Genomic DNA, 23,268 nt, shown 5'->3' on the forward strand with positions numbered 1-23,268 from the left:
TAGGCTGTCGGGATGACGCGAGCCGAGCAGCCAACGGCCGGGAAGCCGGCCTCCGACACCGCCCTGGTCGCCGATTCCCGGGAGCGGGCGATCCGCGGATTGCTGCACAACGTCCCGCTCAAGCGCCTCTGGGGAGCCCAGCTCGTCGGCGGCGTCGCGGACGTGCTCGCGCTGCTGGTCCTGGTGCTCCTGACGCTCCAGACGGCGGTCTCCGAAGCCTCCCTCGGCGGCGGCTACCGGGGCGCGGCCCTGGCCGTCGCGGCGGTCCTCGGGGTCCGGGTGCTCGCCACCCTGCTGTCCGGCGCGGTCCTGCTCGGCCCGCTCACCTCGCTCATCACCCCCGGCGGCTATCTGGACCGCCGCTGGACCATGGTCGTCGCCGACGGACTGCGCGCCGCCCTGCTGATCGTGGCCCCGCTGTGGCTCGACTGGACGCCCGGCAACGCCCTGACCCTGCTGCTGGTGACCGTCTTCGTGACCGGTGTCGCCGAGCGGGTGTGGACGGTCTGCCGGGAGAGCGCGGCCCCCGCCCTGCTGCCCCCGCCCCCGCCCGAGGGCGCCGCCGTCCGTCCGCTGCCCGACCGGCTGGAGGCGCTGCGGAGCCTGTCCCTGCGGACCTCCTTCGTGGCCGTCCCGCTGGCCGCCGCGGTCCTCGTCGCGGTCACCCTGGTCGGCAACCTGCTGGGCGCGGGCGTCGACTGGTTCGGTGCCCACCAGGCGGCCCTGGCCTCGTACGCGGCCGCCGGACTCTTCGCCGCCTCGCTCTCCGTGGTCTGGTTCCTCACCCTGCCCGCCACCCCGACCCCGCGCCCGCGCTCCCCCCTCGAAGGACTGCGCCGCCCCCGCACCGGAACCGGCCCCGACCAGGGCCGCACCGGCGCGACCGGACTGCTCGTCCTGGCCTGTGCGGCCGTCGCCGCCGCGGTCGCCGCCGCCGTGGGCGTGGCCGCGCCGCACGCCGCCGACCTCGGTGGCGGTCCCGTGCTGTACGGGCTCCAGGTGCTGGCCCTCACCGGCGGCACGGTCCTCGGCATCCGGCTCGGCCCCGCCGTGCTGCCCGGGCTCTCCCGGCGCAGGCTGCTGGCGCTGGCCATCGCGGCCACCGGGGCCGCCCTGCTCGCCGCCGGGCTGGTCCCGGACGTCACCACCGTCCTGCTGATCCTGGCCCTCGCGGGCACCACGGCGGGCGTCGCCGCGAACACCGGGCACGCCCTGCTCGACCTGGAGACCGAGGAGTACCGCCGGGCCCGCACCACCGAGCACCTCCAGGCCGTGGCCCGGGTGGCCGTCGCGCTGGGCGCGGTGCTCGCCCCCGTGGTCGCCGCGCTGATCGGACCGCACCGTCTGGAGAGCGGCAAGTTCGTCTTCGACCACGGCGGCGCCGCGTTCGCGCTGATGCTGGTCGGCGCGCTGCTGCTGCCCGTCGCGGCCCTGGTGCTGGCCCGCGCCGACGACCGCGCGGGCGTGCCGCTCCGCCAGGACCTGCGCGACGCGCTGCTCGGCTCCGACCCCTCCCAGGCCCCCGCCCCGACCGGGTTCTTCATCGCCCTGGAGGGCGGCGACGGCGCCGGGAAGTCCACCCAGGCCGAAGCGCTCGCCGACTGGATCCGCGCCAAGGGCCACGAGGTCGTCGTCACCCGCGAACCGGGCGCCACCCCGGTCGGCAAGCGGCTGCGCTCGATCCTCCTGGACGTCTCCGACGCGGGACTCTCCCACCGCGCGGAGGCCCTGCTCTACGCCGCCGACCGCGCCGAGCACGTGGACACGGTGGTCCGTCCCGCGCTGGCCCGGGGCGCCGTGGTGATCTCCGACCGCTACATCGACTCGTCCGTCGCCTACCAGGGCGCGGGCCGCGACCTCTCGCCCACCGAGATCGCCCGGATCTCCCGCTGGGCCACCGACGGGCTCGTCCCGCATCTGACGATCCTGCTCGACGTGGACCCCGAGGCCGCCCGCGAACGCTTCACGGAGGCCCCGGACCGGCTCGAATCGGAGCCCCTGGAGTTCCACGCGCGCGTGCGCTCCGGTTTCCTCACCCTCGCCGCCGCCGCGCCCGGCCGCTATCTGGTGGTCGACGCGGGCCAGGAGGCGGAGGCCGTCACCACGGTGCTCCGCAACCGTCTCGACGTGCTGTTGCCGCTCTCCGAGGCCGAGGTCAAGGCCCAGGAGGAGGCGCGCCGGGCCGCCGAGGAGGAGGCCCGCCGCAAGGCGGAGGAGGAGGCCGCGCGCAAGGCCGAGGAGGAGCGCCTGGAGCGCGAGCGCCAGGCGCAGCTCGCCAAGTTGCGCGCCGAGGAGGAGGAGCGCAAGCGGCGCGAGCTGGAGGAGGCCCAGCGCCGGGAGGCCGAACGGCAGGCCGAGGAGGCCCGTCGGCGTGCCGAGGAGGCGCGCCGCCGTGAGGAGGAGGCCCGGCTCGCCGCCGAGGAGGCCGAGCGCAAGCGGCTCGCCGAGGAGGCCGTCCGCAAGGCCGAGGAGGAGCGCAAGCGCCGCGAGGCGGAGGAGGAGGCCCGGCTCCAGGCCGAGGCGGAGGCCCGTCGGCTGGAGCGCCAGCGCAAGGCCGAGGAGGCCCTGCTGAAGGCGGAGGAGGCCCGGCGCGCGGCGGAGGCCGCGGAGGCGGCGCGCCGCGCCGAGGAGGCCCGTCAGGCGGAGGAGGCGCGCCGCGCCGAAGAGGCCCGCCGCGCGGAGGAAGCCCGGGCCGCCGAGGAGGCCCGTATCGCCGAGGAGGCCGAGCGGGCGGCGGAGGCCCGCCGGGCGGAAGAGGCGCGACAGGCGGAAGCGGCCCGTGAGGCGCGGGAAGCGCGGGCGGCCCGAGAGGCCCAGGAAGCCCGCGAGGCCCTGCTGGCCCGTGAGGCGGAGGAAGCGCGGAAGGCGTCCCGGGCCCGTCAGGCCGAGGAGGCCCGGAAAGCCGCCCGGGGCCGGGGCACCACGCCGGACGACGAGCCGACCGTCGAGACCCCGGTCGTGACGCCCGGGTCCGCTCCCACCGCGTCCCGGCGCCCCGGCCCCCCGGCCGGAGCCGACGACGACACGACGACGCTGCCCCGCGTCCCCGGGTCCGCGGCGACCGACGAGACGGCGGTGCTGCCCCCGGTGCGTCCGGACGGCTCCGAGGACGAGACGGCGGTGCTGCCGCAGGTGCCCGAGGACGCCGTCCGACCGGGTTCCGCCGGACGGGTGCCCCCCGGCTACTTCCGCGACGAACGCCCCGCCCGCCCCTCCTGGGCCCGCAAGGACCCGGAGCCGGACCCGGCTTCCGAGAGGAACACTCTGGGCCCCAACGACCGCACGGCGGAACTGCCCCAGCTGGACGAGCAGGGCCGCCCCCGCCGCCGGTCCGACTGGGCGGAGGAGACCCCGCTGGACGACCTGCCGAGCCTCGCGGACGAACTCCTCGGCCCGCACCGCGACGACCGCTCCGGCGACCGTCACGACGGCTGGGGCGGCCACCGGGGCTGACGGCGGCGCCCCGGGACTGTCGGTGGCCTCGTCCACAATGGACCGGACGGGCGGGCTGCGTCCGGTCCACGCAGCGGGCCCCGGTCGGACGGACGGGTGGACGACGCGCGGGCGGCACGTCCCCGGACGAAGCGCGTCGACGGACACGGCCGTCACGGCGGACCCAGCCGTCACGGCGGACCCAGCCGTCACGACGGACACGGTCGTCACGGCGGACACGAGACGGAACGCACGACGGAACGCATGACGCAGCGGACGGACGTAAGGCGGCGGAACCCATGACCGTATGGGACGACTTGGTGGGCCAGGAACGGGTGAGCGGGCAGTTGGAGGCCGCCGCCCGGGACGCCGACGCGCTCGTGACCGCCGGGGCCGCGTCCTCCGGCGGCCCGGACGGCCCCGGCGGCCTGGACGGCCGCGCATCCGAGGGGGCCGCTCCGGAGGGCTCCCGGATGACCCACGCGTGGCTCTTCACCGGCCCGCCCGGCTCCGGCCGGACGACCGCCGCGCGGGCGTTCGCCGCCGCGCTCCAGTGCGTGAGCCCGGACCGCGCACTCGGCGGGGCCCCCGGCTGCGGCTTCTGCGACGGCTGCCACACCACCCTGATCGGCACGCACGCGGACGTCGAGATCGTCCGCACCGACCTGCTGTCGATCGGGGTCAAGGAGACCCGTGACCTGGTCCGCCGGGCCCAGCTCTCCCCGGCGACCGGCCGCTGGCAGGTGATCGTCCTGGAGGACGCCGACCGGCTCACCGAGGGCGCGGCGAACGTCCTGCTGAAGGCGGTGGAGGAACCCGCGCCGCGCACCGTCTGGCTGCTGTGCGCGCCCTCCCTGGAGGACGTGCTCCCGACGATCCGCTCCCGCTGCCGCCACCTCACCCTGCGCACCCCGCCGGTGGACGCGGTGGCGGACGTCCTGGTGCGCCGCGACGGGATCGAACCCGAGGCCGCGGCGGCGGCCGCCCGGGCCACCCAGGGCCACATCGGCCGCGCCCGCCGTCTCGCCACCGACCCGCGCGCCCGCGAACGGCGCGCCGCGGTCCTCAAGCTCCCGCTGCGGGTGTCGGAGGTCGGCGGCTGTCTGCGCGCCGCGCAGGAACTGGTCGACGCTGCGGCCGAGGACGCCAAGCAGCGCTCCGAGGAACTCGACGGCAAGGAGACCGAGGAGCTGAAGGCGGCGCTCGGCGCGGCGCAGGGCGGTCGGATGCCGCGCGGCACGGCGGGCGTGATGAAGGACCTGGAGGACCGGCAGAAGCGCCGCCGGACCCGTACCCAGCGCGACAGCCTGGACCTCGCCCTCACCGAGCTGACCGGCTTCTACCGCGACGTCCTCGCGCTCCAGCTCGGCTCCCGGCTGGCCATCGCCAACGCCGGGGCGGGCGACACCCTGGAACGGCTGGCCCGGGAGGGCACCCCCGAGGCGACCCTGCGCCGCATCGACGCGATCTCGGCCTGCCGGGACGCCCTGGACGCCAACGTCGCCCCCCTGCTGGCGGTCGAGGCGATGACGATGGCCCTCCGCGCGGGCTGACCCCGCCCGCCCCGCGACGGCCCCGGCTGGCATCCACCGCCTGGTCCGTTCACTCGTACGAGCCATTCCCGAAGAACTCTGGGTAATCAATCAATAGCTCAAAGTAATCTCAAAGGATGCGCACGAGCATCCGCCGCGACCGCCCCCCGCGCCCCATCGGTGAGGTCGGCCCCCCGTCCCCGTCCGGCCGTGTTCCGGGGAGCCCGCCCCGGGGGCCGGCCCCCGGCCGTCCGCCCGCGCGGGGCCGCCGTCCCCGGGGGCGGCGCGCCGCCGGTGCCCTGCTGGCGGTCGCGGCCCTGCTGCTGCCGGGCTGCGCGGTGCACGGCTCCGCCCCGGAGGTGTCCCTGGCGGGCGGCGCCCTGCCCCGGACGGTCCTCCCGGGGGCGCTCGCCCCGTACCAGGGGCAGCGGCTGGACTGGCGCTCGTGCGAACCGTCCGGCTTCCAGTGCGCGACCCTGCGCGCCCCCCTGGACTACGGACGCCCCGGCGCGGGCGAGGTACGGCTCGCGGTCGCCCGTAAGAAGGCGACGGGACCGGGGCGCCGCCTAGGCTCCCTGCTGGTGAACCCGGGCGGTCCCGGCGGCTCGGCGGTCGGCTACCTCCGGTCGTTCGCGGGCCTCGGGTATCCCGAGGAGGTCCGGGCGCGGTACGACATGGTCGCCGTCGACCCGCGCGGGGTGGCGGGCAGCGAACCGGTGCGCTGTCTGGACGGCGCCCGCATGGACGCCCACACCAGGGCCGACGTCACCCCGGACGACGAGCGGGAACGGGACGCGCTCGTCGCCTCGCTGAAGGAGTTCGCCCGGAGCTGCGAGCGCCGCTCCGCGCGGGTGCTGCCGCACGTCTCCACGGTCGAGGCGGCCCGCGACATGGACCTGCTGCGCGCCGCCCTCGGCGACCGGCGGCTCACCTACGTGGGAGCGTCGTACGGAACGTTCCTCGGCGCGACGTACGCCGGACTCTTCCCCAACCGGGTCGGCCGCCTCGTCCTGGACGGGGGGCTGGACCCGTCGCTGTCCGCGCGACGCGTCAACGAGGACCAGACCGCGGGCTTCGAGACGGCGTTCGCGGCGTTCGCCCGGGACTGCGTCCGACGGGAGTCCTGCCCCCTCGGCCGCTCGGCGGAAGGCGCCGGGCCGCGGCTGCGGAACTTCTTCCGGGAGCTGGACCGCGAGCCCGTCCCCACCTCCGAGAAGGGCCGCGACCTAGGGGAGGCGCTGGCCACGACGGGCGTGATCGCGGCGATGTACGACGAGGCGTCCTGGCCCCGGCTGCGGACGGCCCTGACGGCCGCGATGACCAGGCGCGAGGGCACCGGACTGCTCGCCCTGTCGGACGCGTACTACGAACGGGACGCCGACGGCGCCTACGGGAACCTGATGTCCGCCAACGCCGCCGTGAACTGCCTCGACCTGCCCCCGGCCGCATCCTCCCCGGCCGAGGTCGCGGCGGCACTGCCGGCCTTCGAACGGGCCTCCCCCCTCTTCGGCACGGGCCTCGCCTGGTCCTCGCTGAGCTGCGCGTACTGGCCGGTCCCCGCGACGGGCGCCCCCCACCGCATCGAGGCCCGGGGCGCCGCCCCGATCCTCGTCGTCGGCACCACCCGCGACCCGGCGACCCCCTACCGCTGGTCCCGCTCCCTCGCCGACCAACTGGCCTCCGGCACCCTCCTCACCTACGACGGCGACGGCCACACCGCGTACGGCCGGGGCTCCACCTGCGTCGACACGGCGATCAACCGCTACCTCCTCACCGGCACCCCGCCCACCGACGGAAAACGCTGCTCCTAGCCCTCCGACCACCCCCACCCAGGGGTGGTCGGACCACCCCCGGGAACTGTGTAGACTTTCCCCGTCGCGCATCACCTCGTGGTGCACGCACCAGCCGCCTTAGCTCAGATGGCCAGAGCAACGCACTCGTAATGCGTAGGTCTCGGGTTCGAATCCCGAAGGCGGCTCTGAAGAACCTCAGTGATCACTCGCCGTGACCTGGGGTTTTTCGTTTCAGCGGACGCGTCGGCGCCGCCGGGCGCGAGCGGCCCGGGTATCCGTAGTCTCAGTTCCAGTCTCAGTTGGCTGCTCGGCGGCCTTCGTCGTGACGGGCCGTCACAACCCCTGATTTCCCAGTGAGCGACGAGTCCCGCGGACGCGCCTGAGGCTCCGGCCCGCCGGGGGCGGAGATCCGGAGCCTCGTAGGCCCTGCGCGGACGTGTGGGTGGTGGGCCAGTGGTTACACGGCCGCCCGGCGGAAGCGGCTCAGGCTGGTCCACACCGTGCCGACCAGCAGCACGGCGAACCACATGGACACGACCAGGTGCGGGTGCTCGCCGGGGAAGCCCGTGCTGTTCGCGGTGGGGTTGCCCCACAGGTGGCGGCAGGAGTCGGCCACGGCACTGATCGGATTCCACTCGACGACCGGGCGGAGCCAGGCCGGCATCGCGGCGGCCGGGAAGACCGCGTTCGACAGGAAGGTGCAGACGACCAGGACCAGGGCGCCGATCGAGTCGATGGATTCGACGTTCTTGACCATCATCCCGAGGGTGATGCCGACCCAGACCATGACGAAGATGAACCCGCCGGCCACGGCGAAACCGGCCGCCACCGACAGCGGGTCGCCGTGCGGACGCCAGCCGATGGCCAGACCCACCAGCGTGATCACCGCGAGGACGGCGAGGCCGATCAGCAGATCGGCCAGCGCATGCGCCACCAGCACCGCTGCCCGCGAGATGGGCAGGGAGCGGAACCGGTCCATCAGTCCGGCCCGCAGGTCCATGGCGATGCTGATCGCGGTCGGCCCGATGCCGGCCAGACCGACCTGCACCGCGATACCCGCCATCAGGTACTCCTGGTAGTCACCCCCCTGGGGCGCCACGATCGCGTCCTTGAAGAGGTAGCCCACCGCCAGCAGCATCACCAGGGGATTGAGCACGATCCCGACGAGCCGCCCCGGTGTACGGCGCAGATGGCGCAGCCGCCTGCCCGCCAGCGCGAACGTCTCCGTGACGGGGCGGCCGTTCGTGACCGCGGGAGGGGATGCGGGGGCATGTGCGACCTCCACGACCGGATTGCGCGTGCTTGTGGCCATGGCTGCCTCTCCTCGGGAGCGCGGGTCGATCCGCCGCAGCTCCGCGTCGACGATCGCACCGACCTCCGCCTGCGGTTCCGGATGCATCAGATGTTCGTGGGCGTGCGGGAGCGCGTGGATCCGGACGGCTCCGGCGACATGACCGCGCCAGCGGTCGGCGGCGGTCCTCGTGTCCGCCGCCGAGCGCCCGGACGTCGCGACGAACAGCGTCATGTCCCCGTCGAAGCAGCCGGGTTCGTAGCGCTCGGCGAGTTCGACGTGGTGGCGCATCACCGTCACCAGGCGCTCGATGTCCTGCTCGGTCAGAGAGCCGAAGGCACCGCCATGGCGCCGCAGCACTCCGGCGACCGCGGCCGGGTCCAGGGCTTCACCGGCCGCCGCTTCCGGGCCCTCCCCGAGGTACTCCAGGAAGCGGCCGAGCAGTTCGTCGCGGTCGGGCAGCGGCCCGTCGAGCGTGTGGTCGTAGGGGAAGGCGTCCAGATTGGCGAGGTAGGCGACCTCGTCGCCGTCGGCCCGCAGCCGGACGGCCAGTTCGTGGGCGAGCAGACCGCCGAAGGACCAGCCCAGCAGGTGGTACGGGCCCTCGGGCTGCACCTCCCGGATGCGCTCCAGGTACGACTCGGCCTGCGCCTCGATGCTCGGCGCCGGCTCGGCCCCGCTCACCTGCGGCGCCTGGAGTCCGATGACCGGCCGTCGCTCGTCGAGGTACCCGGCGAGCCCGAGATAGGGCAGGCTCGTGCCCAGCCCGCCGTGCACGCAGAACAGCGGGGGCAGCGAGCCGGTCGGCCGGATCGCGAGCACGGGGGCGAACGCGTCCCGCGGGTCCTCGCCGAGCGAGCCGGTCCGCAATTGCCGGGCCAGGTGTTCCGCTCCTGCCGCGCGGCCGTCCACCAGGGCGGCGAGCGCGGAGGCCGTCCGCCGGGTGAACACCTCGGCCACGGTGAGTTCGAGCCCGCTCTTCGCGGCCCGGGCCACCACCTGGACGGTGCCGATGCTGTTGCCGCCGAGGGCGAAGAAGTCGTCGTCGACGCCGAGGGCGTCGAGCCCGAGCACGTCGGCGAAGGTCCGGACCAGCGCCTTCTCGGTCTCGGTGACGGCTTCGCGGCCGGCCGCCGCACGCGGGCCGGGCGCGGGCAGCGCGTCCCGGTCGAGCTTGCCGTTCACGGTCACCGGCAGTTCGGGCAGGGTGACCAGCGCGGACGGCACCATGTGGTCGGGCAGCCGCCGGGCGAGCCGGTCGCGTACCTCGCCGTCCTCGACGGTGGCGCCGGGGACGGTCACCAGATAGCCGACGAGGGTCTGGTCGCCCGGCCGGTCCTCCCGGGCGACCACCACGGCCCGCGCGATCCGCGGGTGCTCCAACAGCACGCTCTCGATCTCGCCGGGTTCGATGCGGAAGCCGCGGAGCTTCACCTGGTGGTCGGCCCGGCCGGTGTAGTCGAGGGCGCCGTCGGCACGCCAGCGTACGAGATCGCCGGTCCGGTACATACGTGATCCCGCCGGGCCGTACGGGTCGGCGACGAACCGCTCGGCGGTCACGCCGGGCCGGTTCGCATAGCCGATGGCGAGGCTCGTGCCGCCCACGTAGAGCTCACCGACGACTCCGGGCGGGACGGGGGCCAGGTGTCGGTCCAGGACGTAGACGCGGTGGCCGGCGACGGGCCGACCGATCGGCGGGCGGCCGCCGGTGATCCGGTCGCTCGCGGTGGTGCACACGGTGTTCTCGGTCGGGCCGTAGAGATTGTGGAGCTTGGTGACCGGGGCCCAGCGCTCGGCGAGTTCCGGGGCCATCGCCGCCCCCGCCACCATCATCAGCAGCTCCTCAGGCAGGTGCGCCTCCTCGGGGAAGGCGTCCATGACCACGGGCGGCAGCACGGCGAGGTTGACCCGGTGCCGGGTGATGAACTCGGCCAGCGGCAGGCCGGCCCGCCGGTCGTCCGGAACCTGCACCAGAGCGCCGCCGACCAGCAGGGAGACGCACATCTCCCAGACGGCCGCGTCGAAGCTGAAGGAGGCGAACTGCAGGGCCCGGGTGTGCGGCCCCAGGCCGAAACGCTCCCGGTGGTCGGCCGCCAGGGCCGTCGCGGTGCCGTGGGAGACCAGCACGCCCTTGGGCAGGCCCGTGGAACCGGAGGTGTAGATGAGGTACGCCGGGTCCCGCGGGGTCGGCGGGTGGCCGCGCTCGGTGTCGTCGAGTCCGGCCGCGGAGTGGCCCGCGATCAGGGTGCCGGTGTCCGGGTCGTCCAGGACGAGGCACCGCGCCCCTGCGGAGGTCTCCGGTGGCAGGACTCCGGAGTCGAGCACGGCAGCCGAGGTGACCAGCAGGTGCGCTCCGGAGTCGGTCAGCATGTGGGTGACGCGGTCGACGGGATAGGCCGGGTCGACGGGCAGATACGCGGCGCCGGACTTGAGCACCGCCAGCACGGAGACCAGCAGTTCGGGCGAGCGACGCAGCACCAGGGCCACGAAGCGTCCCGGACCCGCCCCCCGGGCCAGGAGTTCGCGGGCGAGGCGGTTGGCCCGCTCGTCCAGCTCCCGGTAATCGAGTGTGACCTCGTCGGAGACGAACGCGGGATGCCCGGCTCGGCGGGCGGCCCAGGACTCGAAGAGGCCGGGCACGGTGTCGGTGGACTCCACGGCGTGACGGAAGCCGGTGCTCCAGTCGTCCAACAGCCGTCTCCGCTCCCGCGGGTCCAGGATGTCCAGGTGGCTGAGGTGTGCGGAGGGGGTGGTGACGGCCGCTTCGAGCAGGCGGAGGAAGGAGTCGACGAACAGCCGCGCCGTGCCGCGTTCGTACAGGTCCGTCGCGAACTCAAGGCGTCCGGCCAGTCCTTCACCGGGGCCGGCCTCGGTGAACTCGAAGACGAGGTCGAACTTGGCCGCCGTGGAGCCGGATCCGGCGAACTCCGACTCCAGGCCGGGGAGGTCGAACGTCGGCCGATCGGTGTTCTGGAAGGCCAGCATCACCTGGAACAAGGGCTGCCGCGACAGCGAGCGAGCCGGGCTCAGCGCGTCCACCAGCCGCTCGAAGGGCAGGTCCTGGTGCTGGAAGGCGCCCAGGTCGGTCTCGCGGACGCGGTACAGCAGCTGCTGGAAGGTGGGGTCTCCGCTGGTGTCGGTACGCAGCACGAGCGTGTTGACGAAGAAACCGACCAGGTCGTGCAGCGCCTCGTCGGTGCGGCCCGCGACGGGCGAGCCGAGCGGGATGTCGGTACCGCCCCCCAGCTTGCCGAGGGTGGCGGCGAGGGCGGCCTGGACGACCATGAAGGGGCTGACCCCTGACGCGCGGGCCAGGCGGGTGATCCGCTCGTGGAGCCCGGGCGGGACGGTGAACGGCACGACGTCGCCCGCGTGGCTCGCGATCGGCGGGCGCGGACGGTCGCTGGGCAGGGCCAGTTCCTCCGGTATGCCGCGCAGGGCCTCCGTCCAGTACGCCAGCTGGCGATGGAGCAGGCTGTCCGGGTCCTCTTCGGAGCCCAGCTCCCGCTCCTGCCAGAGGCAGAAGTCGGCGTACTGGACGGGGAGTCCGGCCCGGCCGGGCAGTTCGCCCGCGGCGTGGGCACGGTAGGCGCGGGCGATGTCGGCGGCCAGCACCGGGACGGACCAGCCGTCGAAGGCGATGTGGTGGACGACCAGCAGCAGGACGTTGTCCCGCTCGCCGAGCGAGAAGAGCCGGGCGCGCAGCGGCAGCTCGCGGGTCAGGTCGAAGGGACGATCGGCCTCCGCGTCCAGGAGCGCGTCCAGGGCCGACTCGCCGCCGGGTACGGGGACGGGCTCCAGCTCGGGGCGGGATTCCCGGGCGTCGCACACGACCTGCCCCGGCTCCTCGCCGACACTCGGGAAGACGGTCCGCAGCACCTCGTGGCGCTCGCTCACATCGGCCAGGGCGGCCCGCAGGGCGGCGACGTCGAGCTCGCCGCGCAGCCGGACGGCCAGGGAGACGTGGTAGCCGCCGGCCTCGGGGTCCAGACGGTTGAGGAACCACATCCGGCGCTGCATGTGCGACAGCGGCAGGAAGCCGGGCCGGGGCAGGGCGCGCAGCGGCGTGCGGGCCGTGGGCGTGGTGTCCAGCCGGGCCGCGAGCGCGGCCGGGGTCGGGTGATCGAACAGGGATCGTACGGACAGCTCCGCGCCGAGGGCGCCGCGTACCCGGCTCACCAGCCGGGTGGCCAGCAGGGAGTGGCCTCCGAGCGCGAAGAAGTCGTCGTCCACGCCCACGTCGGGCAGCCCGAGGACGTCGGCGAACAGTCCGCGGAGGATCTCCTCGACGGGGCCGTCGGCCTCCCGGCCGACGGCCCGCTCCCATTCGGGTGAGGGCAGCGCCCTGCGGTCGATCTTGCCGCTGGGGGTCAGCGGAAAGGTGTCGAGAAGCACGAGAGCCGAGGGGACCATGTAGTCGGGCAGCGCGTCCTTGACCCGCTCCCGGACGGCCGCGGTGTCCAGGGTCGGCGCGCCCCCGCCGACGTCCGCCTCCGGCACCAGATAGGCGACGAGCCGGGTGTCGCCGGGGCCGACCTCGCGGGCGACGACCACGGCGCGGGCGACCTCGGGCAGCTCGGTCAGCACGGTCTCGATCTCGCCGGGTTCGATGCGGTAGCCGCGCACCTTCACCTGGTGGTCGACCCGGCCGACGTAGTCGAGCAGCCCGTCGGAACCCCAGCGGACCAGGTCGCCCGTACGGTACAACCGGGCGCCCGCAGGCCCGTAAGGGTCGGCGACGAAGCGCTCGGCGGTCAGCGAGGGGCGGCCCAGGTAGCCGTGCGCCAGCCCGGTACCGGCGATGTACAGCTCGCCGACGACTCCTCGGGGGACCGGCCGCAGCGCCTGGTCCAGGACGTAGACCCGGGTGTTCGCGATGGGCCGGCCGATGGACGGGGCGCCCGGGCGGGTGCCGTCGAGGACGGAGGAGGTGGACCAGATCGCGGTCTCGGTGGGACCGTAGACGTTGAAGACGGTGTCGGCGGCCTCCACGAGCGCGGCGGCCAGCGGCTCGCCGAGCGCCTCCCCGCCGGTCAGCAGGCGCAGGCCCGCGAGGCATTCGGGGGCGGTGGCGACGAGTGCCTGCCAGTGGCTCGGCGTGGCCTGCACGACGGTCGCGCCGCTGGCGGTGATCGCCGCCGCGAGGGCCGCCGGGTCCTGGACGGTGGCCCGGTCCGCGAGGACGAGGCCGGCGCCCGCGACCAGGGGGACGAACAGCTCCAGCATCGCGATGTCGAACCCGAAGGTCGTCACGGCGAGGAGGCGGTCCCGCCCGGTGACGGCCACGCGGCGGGCCATGTCGTCGACGAGGTTGCCGAAGGCGCCGTGCGGGACCACGACGCCCTTGGGGCGTCCCGTCGAGCCAGAGGTGTAGATGACGTACGCCGGAAGGTCCGGACTCAGGCTCCCGCCGCGTTCGGCGTCGGAGAGCGGGCCGGTGGGCTGCCCGAGCACTTCCGCCGCGGTGTCCCCGTCGTCGAGCAGGACGGTGGCGCCCGTCCAGCGCAGGGTCTTCGCCGTGTCCGTGGTGCTCAGCAGCACGGTGGGCGCCGCGTCGTCGAGCATCAGGCCGATGCGGTCGCTCGGGTGGTCGGGGTCGATGGCCAGGTACGCGGCGCCGGTCTTGAGCACGGCCAGGGCGGCGACCACCAGGTCCGCGGAGCGGGGCAGGGCGAGGGCCACCAGGCCGCCGGTCCGGGTGCCCCGGCTGATCAGCAGCCGGGCGAGGCGGTCGGCGCGGTCCTCCAGGGCGGCGGCCGTCAGGGAGTCGTCCGCGCATTCCACGGCGACCCGGTCGGGGTCCGCGGCGGCGCGGTCGGCGATCAGCTCCGGGAGCGGCGCGGCCGGTGCCGGCGCCTCGGTCCGGTTGTACGTCCGCAGGACGAGTTCCCGTTCCTCCGGCTCGATCAGTTCGAGACGGCCGAGTGGCAGGTCCGCGGCGGCCGGCACCCGGGCGAGCAGGGAGGCGAGGCGGCGGACCAGCAGGTCGGCCTCCTCGGCCTCGAAGAGCTCCGGACGGTACTGGACCGTCAGCTCCAGTTCGGTACCGGGCAGGGCGACCAGGCTCAGCGGGAACTCGGTGGCGTTGCGGATGTCGGAGTGCCGCAGCACCAGACCGGTCAGCGCGGTGAACGCGGCGCCGTCGGTCCTGGGGTAGTTCTGGAACATCACGGCGCTGTCGAACAGGCTGCCGACACCGACGAGCTCCTGTACGTCGGCGAGGCCGAGGTGGCGGTGCGGGAGCAGCTCGCTCTGCTGGTGCTGGAAGCCGGTGAGCAGCTCGGCCACGGTGCGCGCGGAGTCCAGGCGCACGCGGGCGGGCAGCGTGTTGGCGAACATGCCGACCATCGACTCGACGCCGGGCAGTTCGGCGGGGCGCCCCGAGTCGACCATGCCGAACACCACATCGGTGCGGCCGGTCAGATGGCCGACGAGAACCCCCCAGCAGCCCTGGACCACGGTGCCCAGGGTCAGCTCGCGGGAGCGGGCCCATTCGGTGAGGCGTGCGGTCTCCTCGGGGCCGAGGACGGTGCTCACCGCCCGGGGGAGCGACGGCGTGCCGGTCGGGTCGGGCGGGGCGACGCAAGTGGGCTCGTCGACCGAGGCCAGGGCGGAGCGCCACGCGTCGCGGGCGGCGTCACGGTCCTGCCGTGCGAGCCAGGCGAGGTAGTCGCGGTAGTGCGGTGCGGGGAGGGCGGCGGCGCCCGCCTCCCCGGTCGCGTAACGGGTGAACAGCTCGTCCAGCGTGATCGGCATCGACCAGCCGTCGAGGACGATGTGGTGGGCCGTCAGCAGCAGCCGGAACCGTTGCCCGCCCAGCCGGACGAGGGTGCAGCGCAGCAGCGGCGGGCGGTCGAGGCGGAAGGGGCGGGCCCGGTCCGCCTCGGTGATCCGTTCCAGCTCGGTCGGCCGCTCGTCCCCGGCGAGGGCGGAGAGGTCCACCGTCTCCCACGGCACGTCGACGTCGTGCGGGACGACCTGGACCGGTTCGCCGTTGCGGCGGGTCCGGAAGCAGGCCCGCAGACCGGCGTGGTTCTCCAGCAGCCCGCCCAGCGCGGCCCGCATCCGGTCCTCGTCCAGGGGGCCGTCGAGGTCGGCCACCAGCTGCAGCACATGGATGTCGAGGCCCTGTTCCACGAAGTCCGCGTGGAACAGGAAGCCCTGCTGCAGCGGTGCGAGCGGCAGGAACTCGCTCTTTCGCGCGGATTTCACCATGTGCTCTCTCATGACTCCAGCTCAGTGTCGAGTTCGTCCATCTCGTCGTCGCTCAGTTCCAGGAGCGGTGCCTGCGGCGCGGCGGCGGGCCGGGGCGCCGGTACGTCGGGCTCGGAGGCCGCGACGACGGCCGCGAGGGCGAGGGGGGTGCGGTGCCCGAAGACGTCCCGGGGGGTGATCACGATGCCGTGGGCGCGGGCCTTGCCCACGACCCGGATGGAGCTGATGGAGTCCCCGCCGAGGGCGAAGAAGTTGTCGTCGATGCCGACGGCGTCGACTCCGAGCACTTCGGCGAACACCTCGCACAGGGCCAGCTCGACCGGGTCGCGGCCCTCCCGCCGGACGCCGACGGCCGCTGTGTCGGCCGCTCCGGCCGGGTGGGGGAGGGCCTTGCGGTCCACCTTCCCGTGAGCCGTCAGCGGCAGTCCGGGCAGTGCGACCCAGACGGACGGGACCATGTGCTCCGGCAGCACCTCGGCGAGGGCGGCCCGGGTTCCCGCGAGGCCGTCGGCGTCCGGTGCCACGACGTAGGCGACGAGGCGGGTGGCCTGGGACGGATCCTTGAGGGTGGCCACCACGGCGTCGGTCACCCGCGGCAGGGCGCGCAGGGCGGCCTCGATCTCGCCGAGCTCGATCCGATGGCCCCGCACCTTGACCTGGTGGTCACGGCGCTCCACGAACTCCAGCTGTCCGTCCGGCCGCCGCACCACGTGGTCGCCGGTGCGGTACATCCGGGCGCCGGGGGTCCCGGCGAAGGGGTCGGCGACGAAGGTGGCGGCGGTCCTGGCGGGGGCGGCGAGGTAGCCGCGGCCGACGCCGGCCCCGCCGACGTACAGCTCGCCGACCGTGCCCACCGGTACCGGGCGCAGCTCGTCACCCAGGGCGTAGAGGAAGGTGTTGCGGACGGCCGCGCCGATCGGCACCCGGGCATCGGGCCGGTCCTCCGCGCGCAGCACGGCGTGGGTCACGTCGTCCGAGCACTCGGTGGGGCCGTACGCGTTGACCAGGGGGATGGCGGGGAACCAGCCCCACCAGCGGTCGCACAGGTCGGCGGGGAGCGCCTCGCCGGTGACCACGAGCCGGCGCAGCCCGCCCGCGTCGGCGGCGGCGCCCGCCGCGTCCCAGGCGTCCAGGGCGGCCCGGAGCAGGGAGGGAACGACCTCCAGGACGGAGACGTCCTCGGCCGACACGACGCCGAAGAGGGCGTCGGGGTCGGCGGCGACCTCGCGGGGGACCACGTGGACGGTGCCGCCGACGACGAGCGGGGCCAGCATCTGCCAGACCGACACGTCGAAGGTGACGGGGGCGTTCTGCACGACCCGGTCCCCGGCGCCCAGCGCGAGGTCCTCGACCTTGGCCAGGAGGTGGTTCTCCATGCCGAGGCGGTGGACCATCGCGCCCTTGGGCCTGCCCGTGGACCCGGAGGTGAAGATCACGTAGGCGAGGTCGTCCGGGAGGCCGGGAGGACGCGCGGGACCGTCCGGGGCCTCCGGTACGTCCTCGAAGCCGGGTGCCGTCTCCAGGACGCTCAGGCCGTTGCCGACCAGGCTCACCACCTCGGCGGCCAGGCTCTCGCACCCCGGGCCCACCAGCAGGCACCGGGCCCCGGAGTCCGAGACCAGCGAGGCGGTGCGGGCCACCGGGGCGCCGACGTCCAGCGGCACCCAGGCCGCACCCGCCCGCAGGACGCCCAGCACGGAGCCGACGAAGGCCGCGCCCGGTCCGGCCAGCACCGCCACGAGGGAGCCGGGGCCCGCCCCGGCGGCGGTCAGCCGTTCGGCCAGCTCGTCCGACCAGCGTACGAGGGAGGCGTAGGAGACCTCGTGCGCCCCGTCCGCCACGGCGGTGGCGGTGGGGGAGGTCTGCGCGAACTCGCGTACCCGCTCCACCACTCCGCCGGGGATGCCGACGTCGGTGGCGCTCGTGGTGTCGTTCCACTTGCGCAGCAGCGCGCTCTCGTCCCCGGTCAGGACGTCGAGCTGGCCGATGCCCCGGCCGGGTGCGGCGGCGAGGTCCAGGAGCAGCCCGCGGAAGCGCTGTGCGACGGCCGCGACCTCGTCACGGGTCAGGAGGTCGGGCGCGTAGTCGAAGCGGACCTCGATCTCCCGGCCGGGCAGGACGACCATGCTGAGCGGGTAGTGGCGGGCGTCGCGGGCCGTGACGTCGCCGATCCGCGGTCCGCCCCGGTCGGTGGCGACGCTGCTGGCGGCCTCGGACAGGGGGAAGTTCTCGAAGACGAGGGCGGTGTCGAAGGGCTCACCGTACGCGGCCAGCGCCGGACTGCCGGTGAGCATCTCCGCGAGCCCGAGGTGGTCGAAGTCCCGCAGGGCGGACTGGGTGTCCTGGAGCCGCAGCAGGAACGTTCCGACGGGCTCGCCGGGGGCGAGGGCCACCCGGACCGGCAGCGTGTTCAGGAACGGCCCCACGATGCGCTCCACGCCCGGCAGCGAGGCCGGCCGGGTGGACACGGTCGCCCCGAACAGCACGTCGGAGCGGCCGGTGAGCCGGCCGAGCAGCACGGCCCAGGCGCCCTGGAACACGGTGTTGGTGGTCAGGCCCTGGCGCGCGGCGAAGCCGGTGAGCCCGGCGGTCTCCTCGGCGGTGAGCCGCAGGGGCACGGACTCCGGGTCGACCGGCAGCCGGTCGGGTGCCGCTCCGCACAACAGGGTCGGCTCCTCCAGCCCGGTGAGCGAGGCGGCCCACGCCGCCTTGGCCGCGTCGCGATCCTGACCGGCCAGCCAGGAGAGGTAGGCGCGGAAGGGAACGGCCGGCGGGAGGGTTCCGGCGGTGCCCTGGTAGCAGGCGAGCAGTTCGCGCACCAGGACGGGCATGGACCAGCCGTCCACCAGGATGTGGTGCAGGGTCCAGACGAGGCGGTGACGCTCGCCGTCCAGCCGTACGAGCACCCATCGCATCAGCGGCGGGCGGGTCATGTCGAAGCGCAGGAGCCGGTCGGCCTCGGCGAGCCGGTCCAGCTCGGCCCGCCGCTCGGCGGGCGCGAGCCCGGACAGGTCGACGTGGCGCAGGGGTACCCGGACTCCCGCGCGCAGTACCGAGACCGGTTCGCCCGAGTCCCGGTGGTGGAAGGCCCCGCCGAGGCCGGGGTGCCGTTCCACGAGGGTGGCCAGGGCGCGCTCCAGGTCGTCCGCGTTCACCGCGCCGATCAGGTCGGCCGCGACCTGAAGGGTGTAGAGGTCGGTCCCCTGCCGGTCGAACTCGGTGTGGAACAGCATGCCGCGCTGCATCGCCGTCAACGGCAGCACGTCCGTGACGGCGGTGCCCTCCGGAGCGTCCTCGGCGTGCTCGATCCCGTCGATCTCCTCCTGGCTCAGCGCCACCAGGGGCAGGTCGGAGGGGGTGTGGCCGCCGGCTCCTGGCAGCTCCAGGTGGGCCACGAGGGCGCGCAGGGCCGTGAACCAGGCCTCGGCGAGCTCACGGACCTCCGTCTCGTCGAGGAGCCCGTCCGCCCACAGCCAGTCGGCGACCAGACGCGGGCCGTCGGCGTGGTCCTCGGTCACCGGGGTGACCGCCAGGACCTGGCGCAGCGGGGTGTCCGGGTGGAAGCCGGTGGCGACGACCGAGGAGCCGCCGGCGTGGGTCCAGGGTCCGGCCGTCCCGTCGACGCGGAACCGGCCGAGGTAGTTGAAGCCGAGACTCGGGACGGGCACCGCGGCCAGCGACCGGGCGGTGCGCGGGTTGAGGTGGCGCAGCAGGCCGTAGCCGATCCCGCGGTCCGGGATGGCGCGCAGTTGCTCCTTGACCCGCTTGACGGCGGTGGCGAGGGCGGGACCCGGGGCCCGTGCCTCCTCCCGGTCCAGGTCGCCGATGTCGAGGCGGACGGGGAAGACGGTGGTGAACCAGCCGACGGTACGGGAGAGGTCGACGTCGTCGACGATCTGCTCGCGGCCGTGCCCTTCGAGTTCGATCAGGAGCGGACGCGCGGAGTGCGGCGCGGAGCGGCCGCGCCAGTCGGCGGCGGCCAGGGCGAGCGCGCCGAGCAGGACGTCGTTGATCTCGCCGTGGAAGGCGGCGGGCACGGCGGTCAGCAGGGCCGCGGTCTGGTCCGCGGGCAGTTCCAGCCGCAGTCGCCGGGCGGTGCCGTAGGTGTCTCTGGACGGGTCGAGCGGGCGGCTGCCGATCACGGACGGTTCGTCCTCGCACTGTGCCTGCCAGTAGGGCAGTTCGGCGATGCGCGCGGACGTGCGGGACTGCTCGGCGAGGGTGGTGGCCCAGCGGCGGTAGGAGGTCGCGACCGGCTCCGGGTCGTGCGTGCGGCCGGCCGCGGTGGCGGTCCAGGCCGCTTCCAGGTCGCCGGTCAGGACGCGCCAGGAGACGCCGTCGACGACGGCGTGGTGGGCGAGCAGCAGCAGGTGCGAGGTGGGGCCGGGGCCGCCGTGGAGGAGCACGGCCTGGAGCATGACCCCATCGGTCGGGGAGAGCCGGGTTCGCGCGGTGTCGGCCTCGGCCGCGACGAGCCGTTCCAGCGTGTCGGGATCGCCGGTGGCGCCGGAGGCGTCCACGACGCTGATCAGCTGCTCGGCGGCCACGGAGCCGCGCTCGGCGGTGTGCAACGACCAGATGCCGGGCGCGGGCTCGGTCACCGTCAGACGCAGCGCGTCGTGCCGGTCGAGCAGCGCCCGCAGGGCGGGGACGAGGTTGTCGGCCGTCATCGCGGAGGGCACCCGGAGCAGGACGTGCTGGTTGAACTGCCCTGCGGGCCCCGAGAGTTCGCCGAGGTCCTCGGCGAGCTGGGCGATGATCGGAGTCGGCTCGACCTCGCCGACTCCGTCCTCGGCGGCCGTCGGGTCGGCGGCGGTCGGCACGGTCGCGCCGGTGGCGGTCGCCACGAGGGCGGCGAGCGCGGCGGGGGTCTTGAGGGAGAAGACGTCGCGGGGGGTGAGGACGATGCCCCGGGACCGGGCACGGCTGACCACCTGGATGGAGCTGATCGAGTCTCCGCCCAGAGTGAAGAAGGCGTCGTCCGCGCCCACCGTCTCGAGGCCCAGGACCTGGGCGAAGATCTCGCGAAGCACCTGCTCGGCGGGGTTGCGGGGGAGGTGGCCGCGCTGCCCGGCCGTAGTGGCCGGAACGGGAGCCGGGGACGCGGCGGTGCCCGGCCCGACCGGCGCGGGCAGCGCGCGGCGGTCGACCTTGCCGTGCGCGGTCAGCGGCAGCGACGGAAGCGGGATCCAGCTGGCGGGAACCATGTAAGAGGGCAGCAGGTTGGCCAACGCGTCCCGGACGGAAGCCGGTTCGGTGTCGGGAGCGACCAGGTAGGCCACCAGGCGGGTACTGCCGCCGGGGTCCTTGACGGCGGTGACGGCGACGTCGACGACGTGCGGAAGGGAACGCAGCACGGCCTCGATCTCGCCGAGCTCGACACGGTGGCCGCGGATCTTCACTTGGTGGTCGCGCCGCTCCAGGAACTCCAGCTGCCCGTCCGGGCGCCGGATCACGTGGTCGCCGGTGCGGTATACACGGCTGCCGGGTACGGGCGCGAACGGGTCGGCCACGAAGGTGGTGGCGGTCTTGACCGGGTCCAGGAGGTAGCCGCGGCCGACGCCCGCGCCTCCGACGTACAGTTCGCCGATCGCGCCGAGGGCCACGGGCCGCAGGTCGTCGCCGAGGACGTGGAGCCGGGTGTTGCGGACCGGGCCGCCGATGGGCACGCGCACGCCGATCGGGTCGTTCACGCGCAGCACGGCGTGCGTGACGTCGTCCGAGCACTCGGTGGGCCCGTAGGCGTTGACCATCGGGACCTCGGGGAAGCGCTGCCACCAGCGCGCGCAGAGGTCCGGTGGGAGGGCCTCGCCGGTCACGACGAGCCAGCGCAGGTTCCGGGCGGCCAGCGCGCCAGGGGCGGTGTCCTCATGGTCGAGGGCCGCGCGCAGCAGCGTGGGGACGACCTCCAGGACGGTGACGTGGCCGTTGTCGGCCGTGGCGAAGAGGGCGTCGGGGTCGGCGGCGACCTCGCGGGGGACCACGTGGACGGTGCCGCCGACGACGAGCGGGGCCAGCATCTGCCAGACCGACACGTCGAAGGTGACGGGGGCGTTCTGCACGACCCGGTCGGCGGAGGTCAGCCCCAGGTCGTCGACCTTGGCCCAGAGGTGGTTGAGCATGCCGTCGCGGTGGACCATGGCGCCCTTGGGCCTGCCCGTGGAGCCCGACGTGAAGATGACGTACGCCAGGTCGTCCGGGGCGCCGACCGGCGCACGCAGCCCGTCCAGCGGCATCGGGTACGGGGTCAGGCCGCCGGGCAGCGGGTGGGTTCGTACGCTGCCGCCGCCGAGCTCCGCGGCCAGGCCCCGCAGACCGGGCCCGACGAGCAGGTGGCCGATCCGCGCGTCGGCGATCAGGCCGTCGATGCGGGCGGCCGGCGCGTGTACGTCGAGAGGGACCCAGGCCGCACCCGCGCCGAGGACGCCCAGGACGGCGCCGACGAAGGCGGCGCCCGGCTCGGCGAGGACGCCGACCAGGGTGCCGGGGCCGACTCCGGCCGTGGCGAGCGTCTCGGCGAGTTCGTCCGCCCAGATCGCCAGCGAGGAGTAGCAGACGTCCGTCGTGCCGTCCGTGACCGCGAGGGCGGCGGGCGTGGCGGCGGCGAACTTCCGTACGAGCTCCACCACGTCCCCCGTCGGCGTCTCGCGGTGGGGTCCGGTGCCGACCGCCAGGAGGGCGTCGCGCTCCCGCTCGGTGAGGAGGTCGACGCGACCCAGGGGCGTGGCCGGGTCGACGGCGGCGAGGCTCTGCATGAACGCGCTGAAACGGCGCAGATGGTCCACCACCTCGGACTCGGAGTACCGCTCGGGGTTGCCGTTCATGTGTAGTTCGAGGCTGCCGTCGGCACCGTCGAGGACGGTGATCATGAGGTCGTCGACGATGCCGGTGGAGAGGTTGTGCAGCCGGGCCTCACAGACCCCGAGCCGGAACTCCGGTGTCTGCGGCAGCACGTTGACGAAGGGGCCGAAGGGCCGCCGGTCGGCGTGCATGCCGAGGGAGCGGCGGATGCGCTCGGCCGGGTAGCGCTGGTGGCGCAGGGCGCGGGCGACCGCCTTCGAGGTGCTGCCCAGCAGTTCGGAGACCGTGACCGCGGGCCCGACGCGGGCCGGGAGCGGCAGGTAGTTGGCCACCATGCCGGGCACCTTGCGCGCGGTGGCGGTCAGCCGCGCGGTCATGGGGAGGGTCAGGAGCACGTCGGCACGGCCGGCGGCCTTGCCCACGTAGGCCGCGGTCGCGGCGATGGCGAAGGTGGGCCAGGTGACCCCGGCGGCGGCGGCCGCGGCCCGCAGGCGCCGGGCGGCGGCCTCGTCGAGTTCATGGGTGCGGCGCAGGAAGCCGGTGCCCGGGACGGGGTCACCGGGAGCGAGGCTGACCGGTTCCGCCCCGCCGCCGAGGTGGGCCTCCCAGAAGCGGCGGTCGCGTTCCAGGGCCGGCGACTCCATGTACTCCGCCTCTTCCCGGAGCAGCAGGTCCAGCGGGGGCAGCGGGTCCCCCGGCAGTTCCTCGCCGGCGCTCAGCGCCCCGTAGACCTCGCTGAGGCGCCGGTAGACCGCCAGCCGGCTGTAGCCGTCGGACAGCAGGTGGTGCATGGCCAGGTAGAGCAGGGTGCGGCCCTTGGACACGCGGAAGAGGACCGTACGGAAGAGCAGCCCGCCGACGAGCTCGAACGGCCGGTGCAGGTCCTCGTCCATCAGCTTCAGCGCCTCGGCGACCGGGTCCGGGCTTCCGCTGACGTCCCGTACCTCCAGTGGAAGCCCGTCCAGCGGCTCGATCCGCTGCACCGGCAGTCCGTCCACGTCGAAGAAGCGCGCACGGGCGCATTCCGCCTCGTCCAGGACCACCCGCAGCGCGCGCCGGAGCAGCGGCTCGTCGAGCGGCCCGCTGACGTCCAGGTAGTCGGCCATGTTGTACGCGAGCCGACCGCTCGACAGCCGCTCGTCGAACCAGATGCCTTTCTGGGCCCCCGTCAGGGGCAGGTCAGGAAGGGCGGGCGAAGTCATGA

General features: G+C 74.7%; 5 protein-coding genes and 1 tRNA gene. 4 read left to right on the forward strand and 2 right to left on the reverse strand.

Annotation, left to right across the window (positions count from 1 at the left end; translation table 11 throughout):
* The first annotated feature begins 12 nt into the window (after window positions 1-12).
* The 4 genes from tmk (at window position 13) to ACVWNX_RS19445 (ending at window position 6,942) form a co-directional block, all read left to right on the forward strand.
* A complete protein-coding gene (tmk, locus tag ACVWNX_RS19430) occupies window positions 13-3,453 on the forward strand; it encodes a dTMP kinase (protein ID WP_454408584.1) in 3,441 nt (1,146 codons plus the stop codon).
* 278 nt (window positions 3,454-3,731) lie between these two features.
* Window positions 3,732-4,985 carry a DNA polymerase III subunit delta' gene (locus tag ACVWNX_RS19435; protein WP_454408586.1) on the forward strand — a complete coding sequence of 418 codons (1,254 nt, stop codon included), beginning with the start codon at window positions 3,732-3,734 and terminating at the stop codon, window positions 4,983-4,985.
* Between the two features lie 116 nt (window positions 4,986-5,101).
* Window positions 5,102-6,775 carry an alpha/beta hydrolase gene (locus ACVWNX_RS19440; RefSeq protein ID WP_454408588.1) on the forward strand — a complete coding sequence of 558 codons (1,674 nt, stop codon included), beginning with the start codon at window positions 5,102-5,104 and terminating at the stop codon, window positions 6,773-6,775.
* A 93-nt stretch (window positions 6,776-6,868) separates the two neighbouring features.
* Window positions 6,869-6,942 (forward strand) — tRNA-Thr (locus ACVWNX_RS19445).
* Between the two features lie 272 nt (window positions 6,943-7,214).
* On the opposite strand, the gene ACVWNX_RS19450 is transcribed toward ACVWNX_RS19445, so the two are convergent.
* Together ACVWNX_RS19450 and ACVWNX_RS19455 are read right to left on the reverse strand one after the other, a co-directional pair.
* Window positions 7,215-15,275 (reverse strand): amino acid adenylation domain-containing protein, encoded by an 8,061-nt coding sequence (locus ACVWNX_RS19450; RefSeq protein ID WP_454408590.1) that lies wholly within the window; start codon window positions 15,273-15,275, stop codon window positions 7,215-7,217.
* On the reverse strand, window positions 15,272-23,266 hold the full coding sequence (locus tag ACVWNX_RS19455; RefSeq protein ID WP_454408592.1) for an amino acid adenylation domain-containing protein: 7,995 nt from the start codon (window positions 23,264-23,266) through the stop codon (window positions 15,272-15,274). Before ACVWNX_RS19455 ends, ACVWNX_RS19450 begins: the two co-directional genes overlap by 4 nt.
* Window positions 23,267-23,268: the final 2 nt, after the last annotated feature.

The sequence above is a fragment of the Streptomyces sp. JNUCC 64 genome, assembly GCF_054484115.1.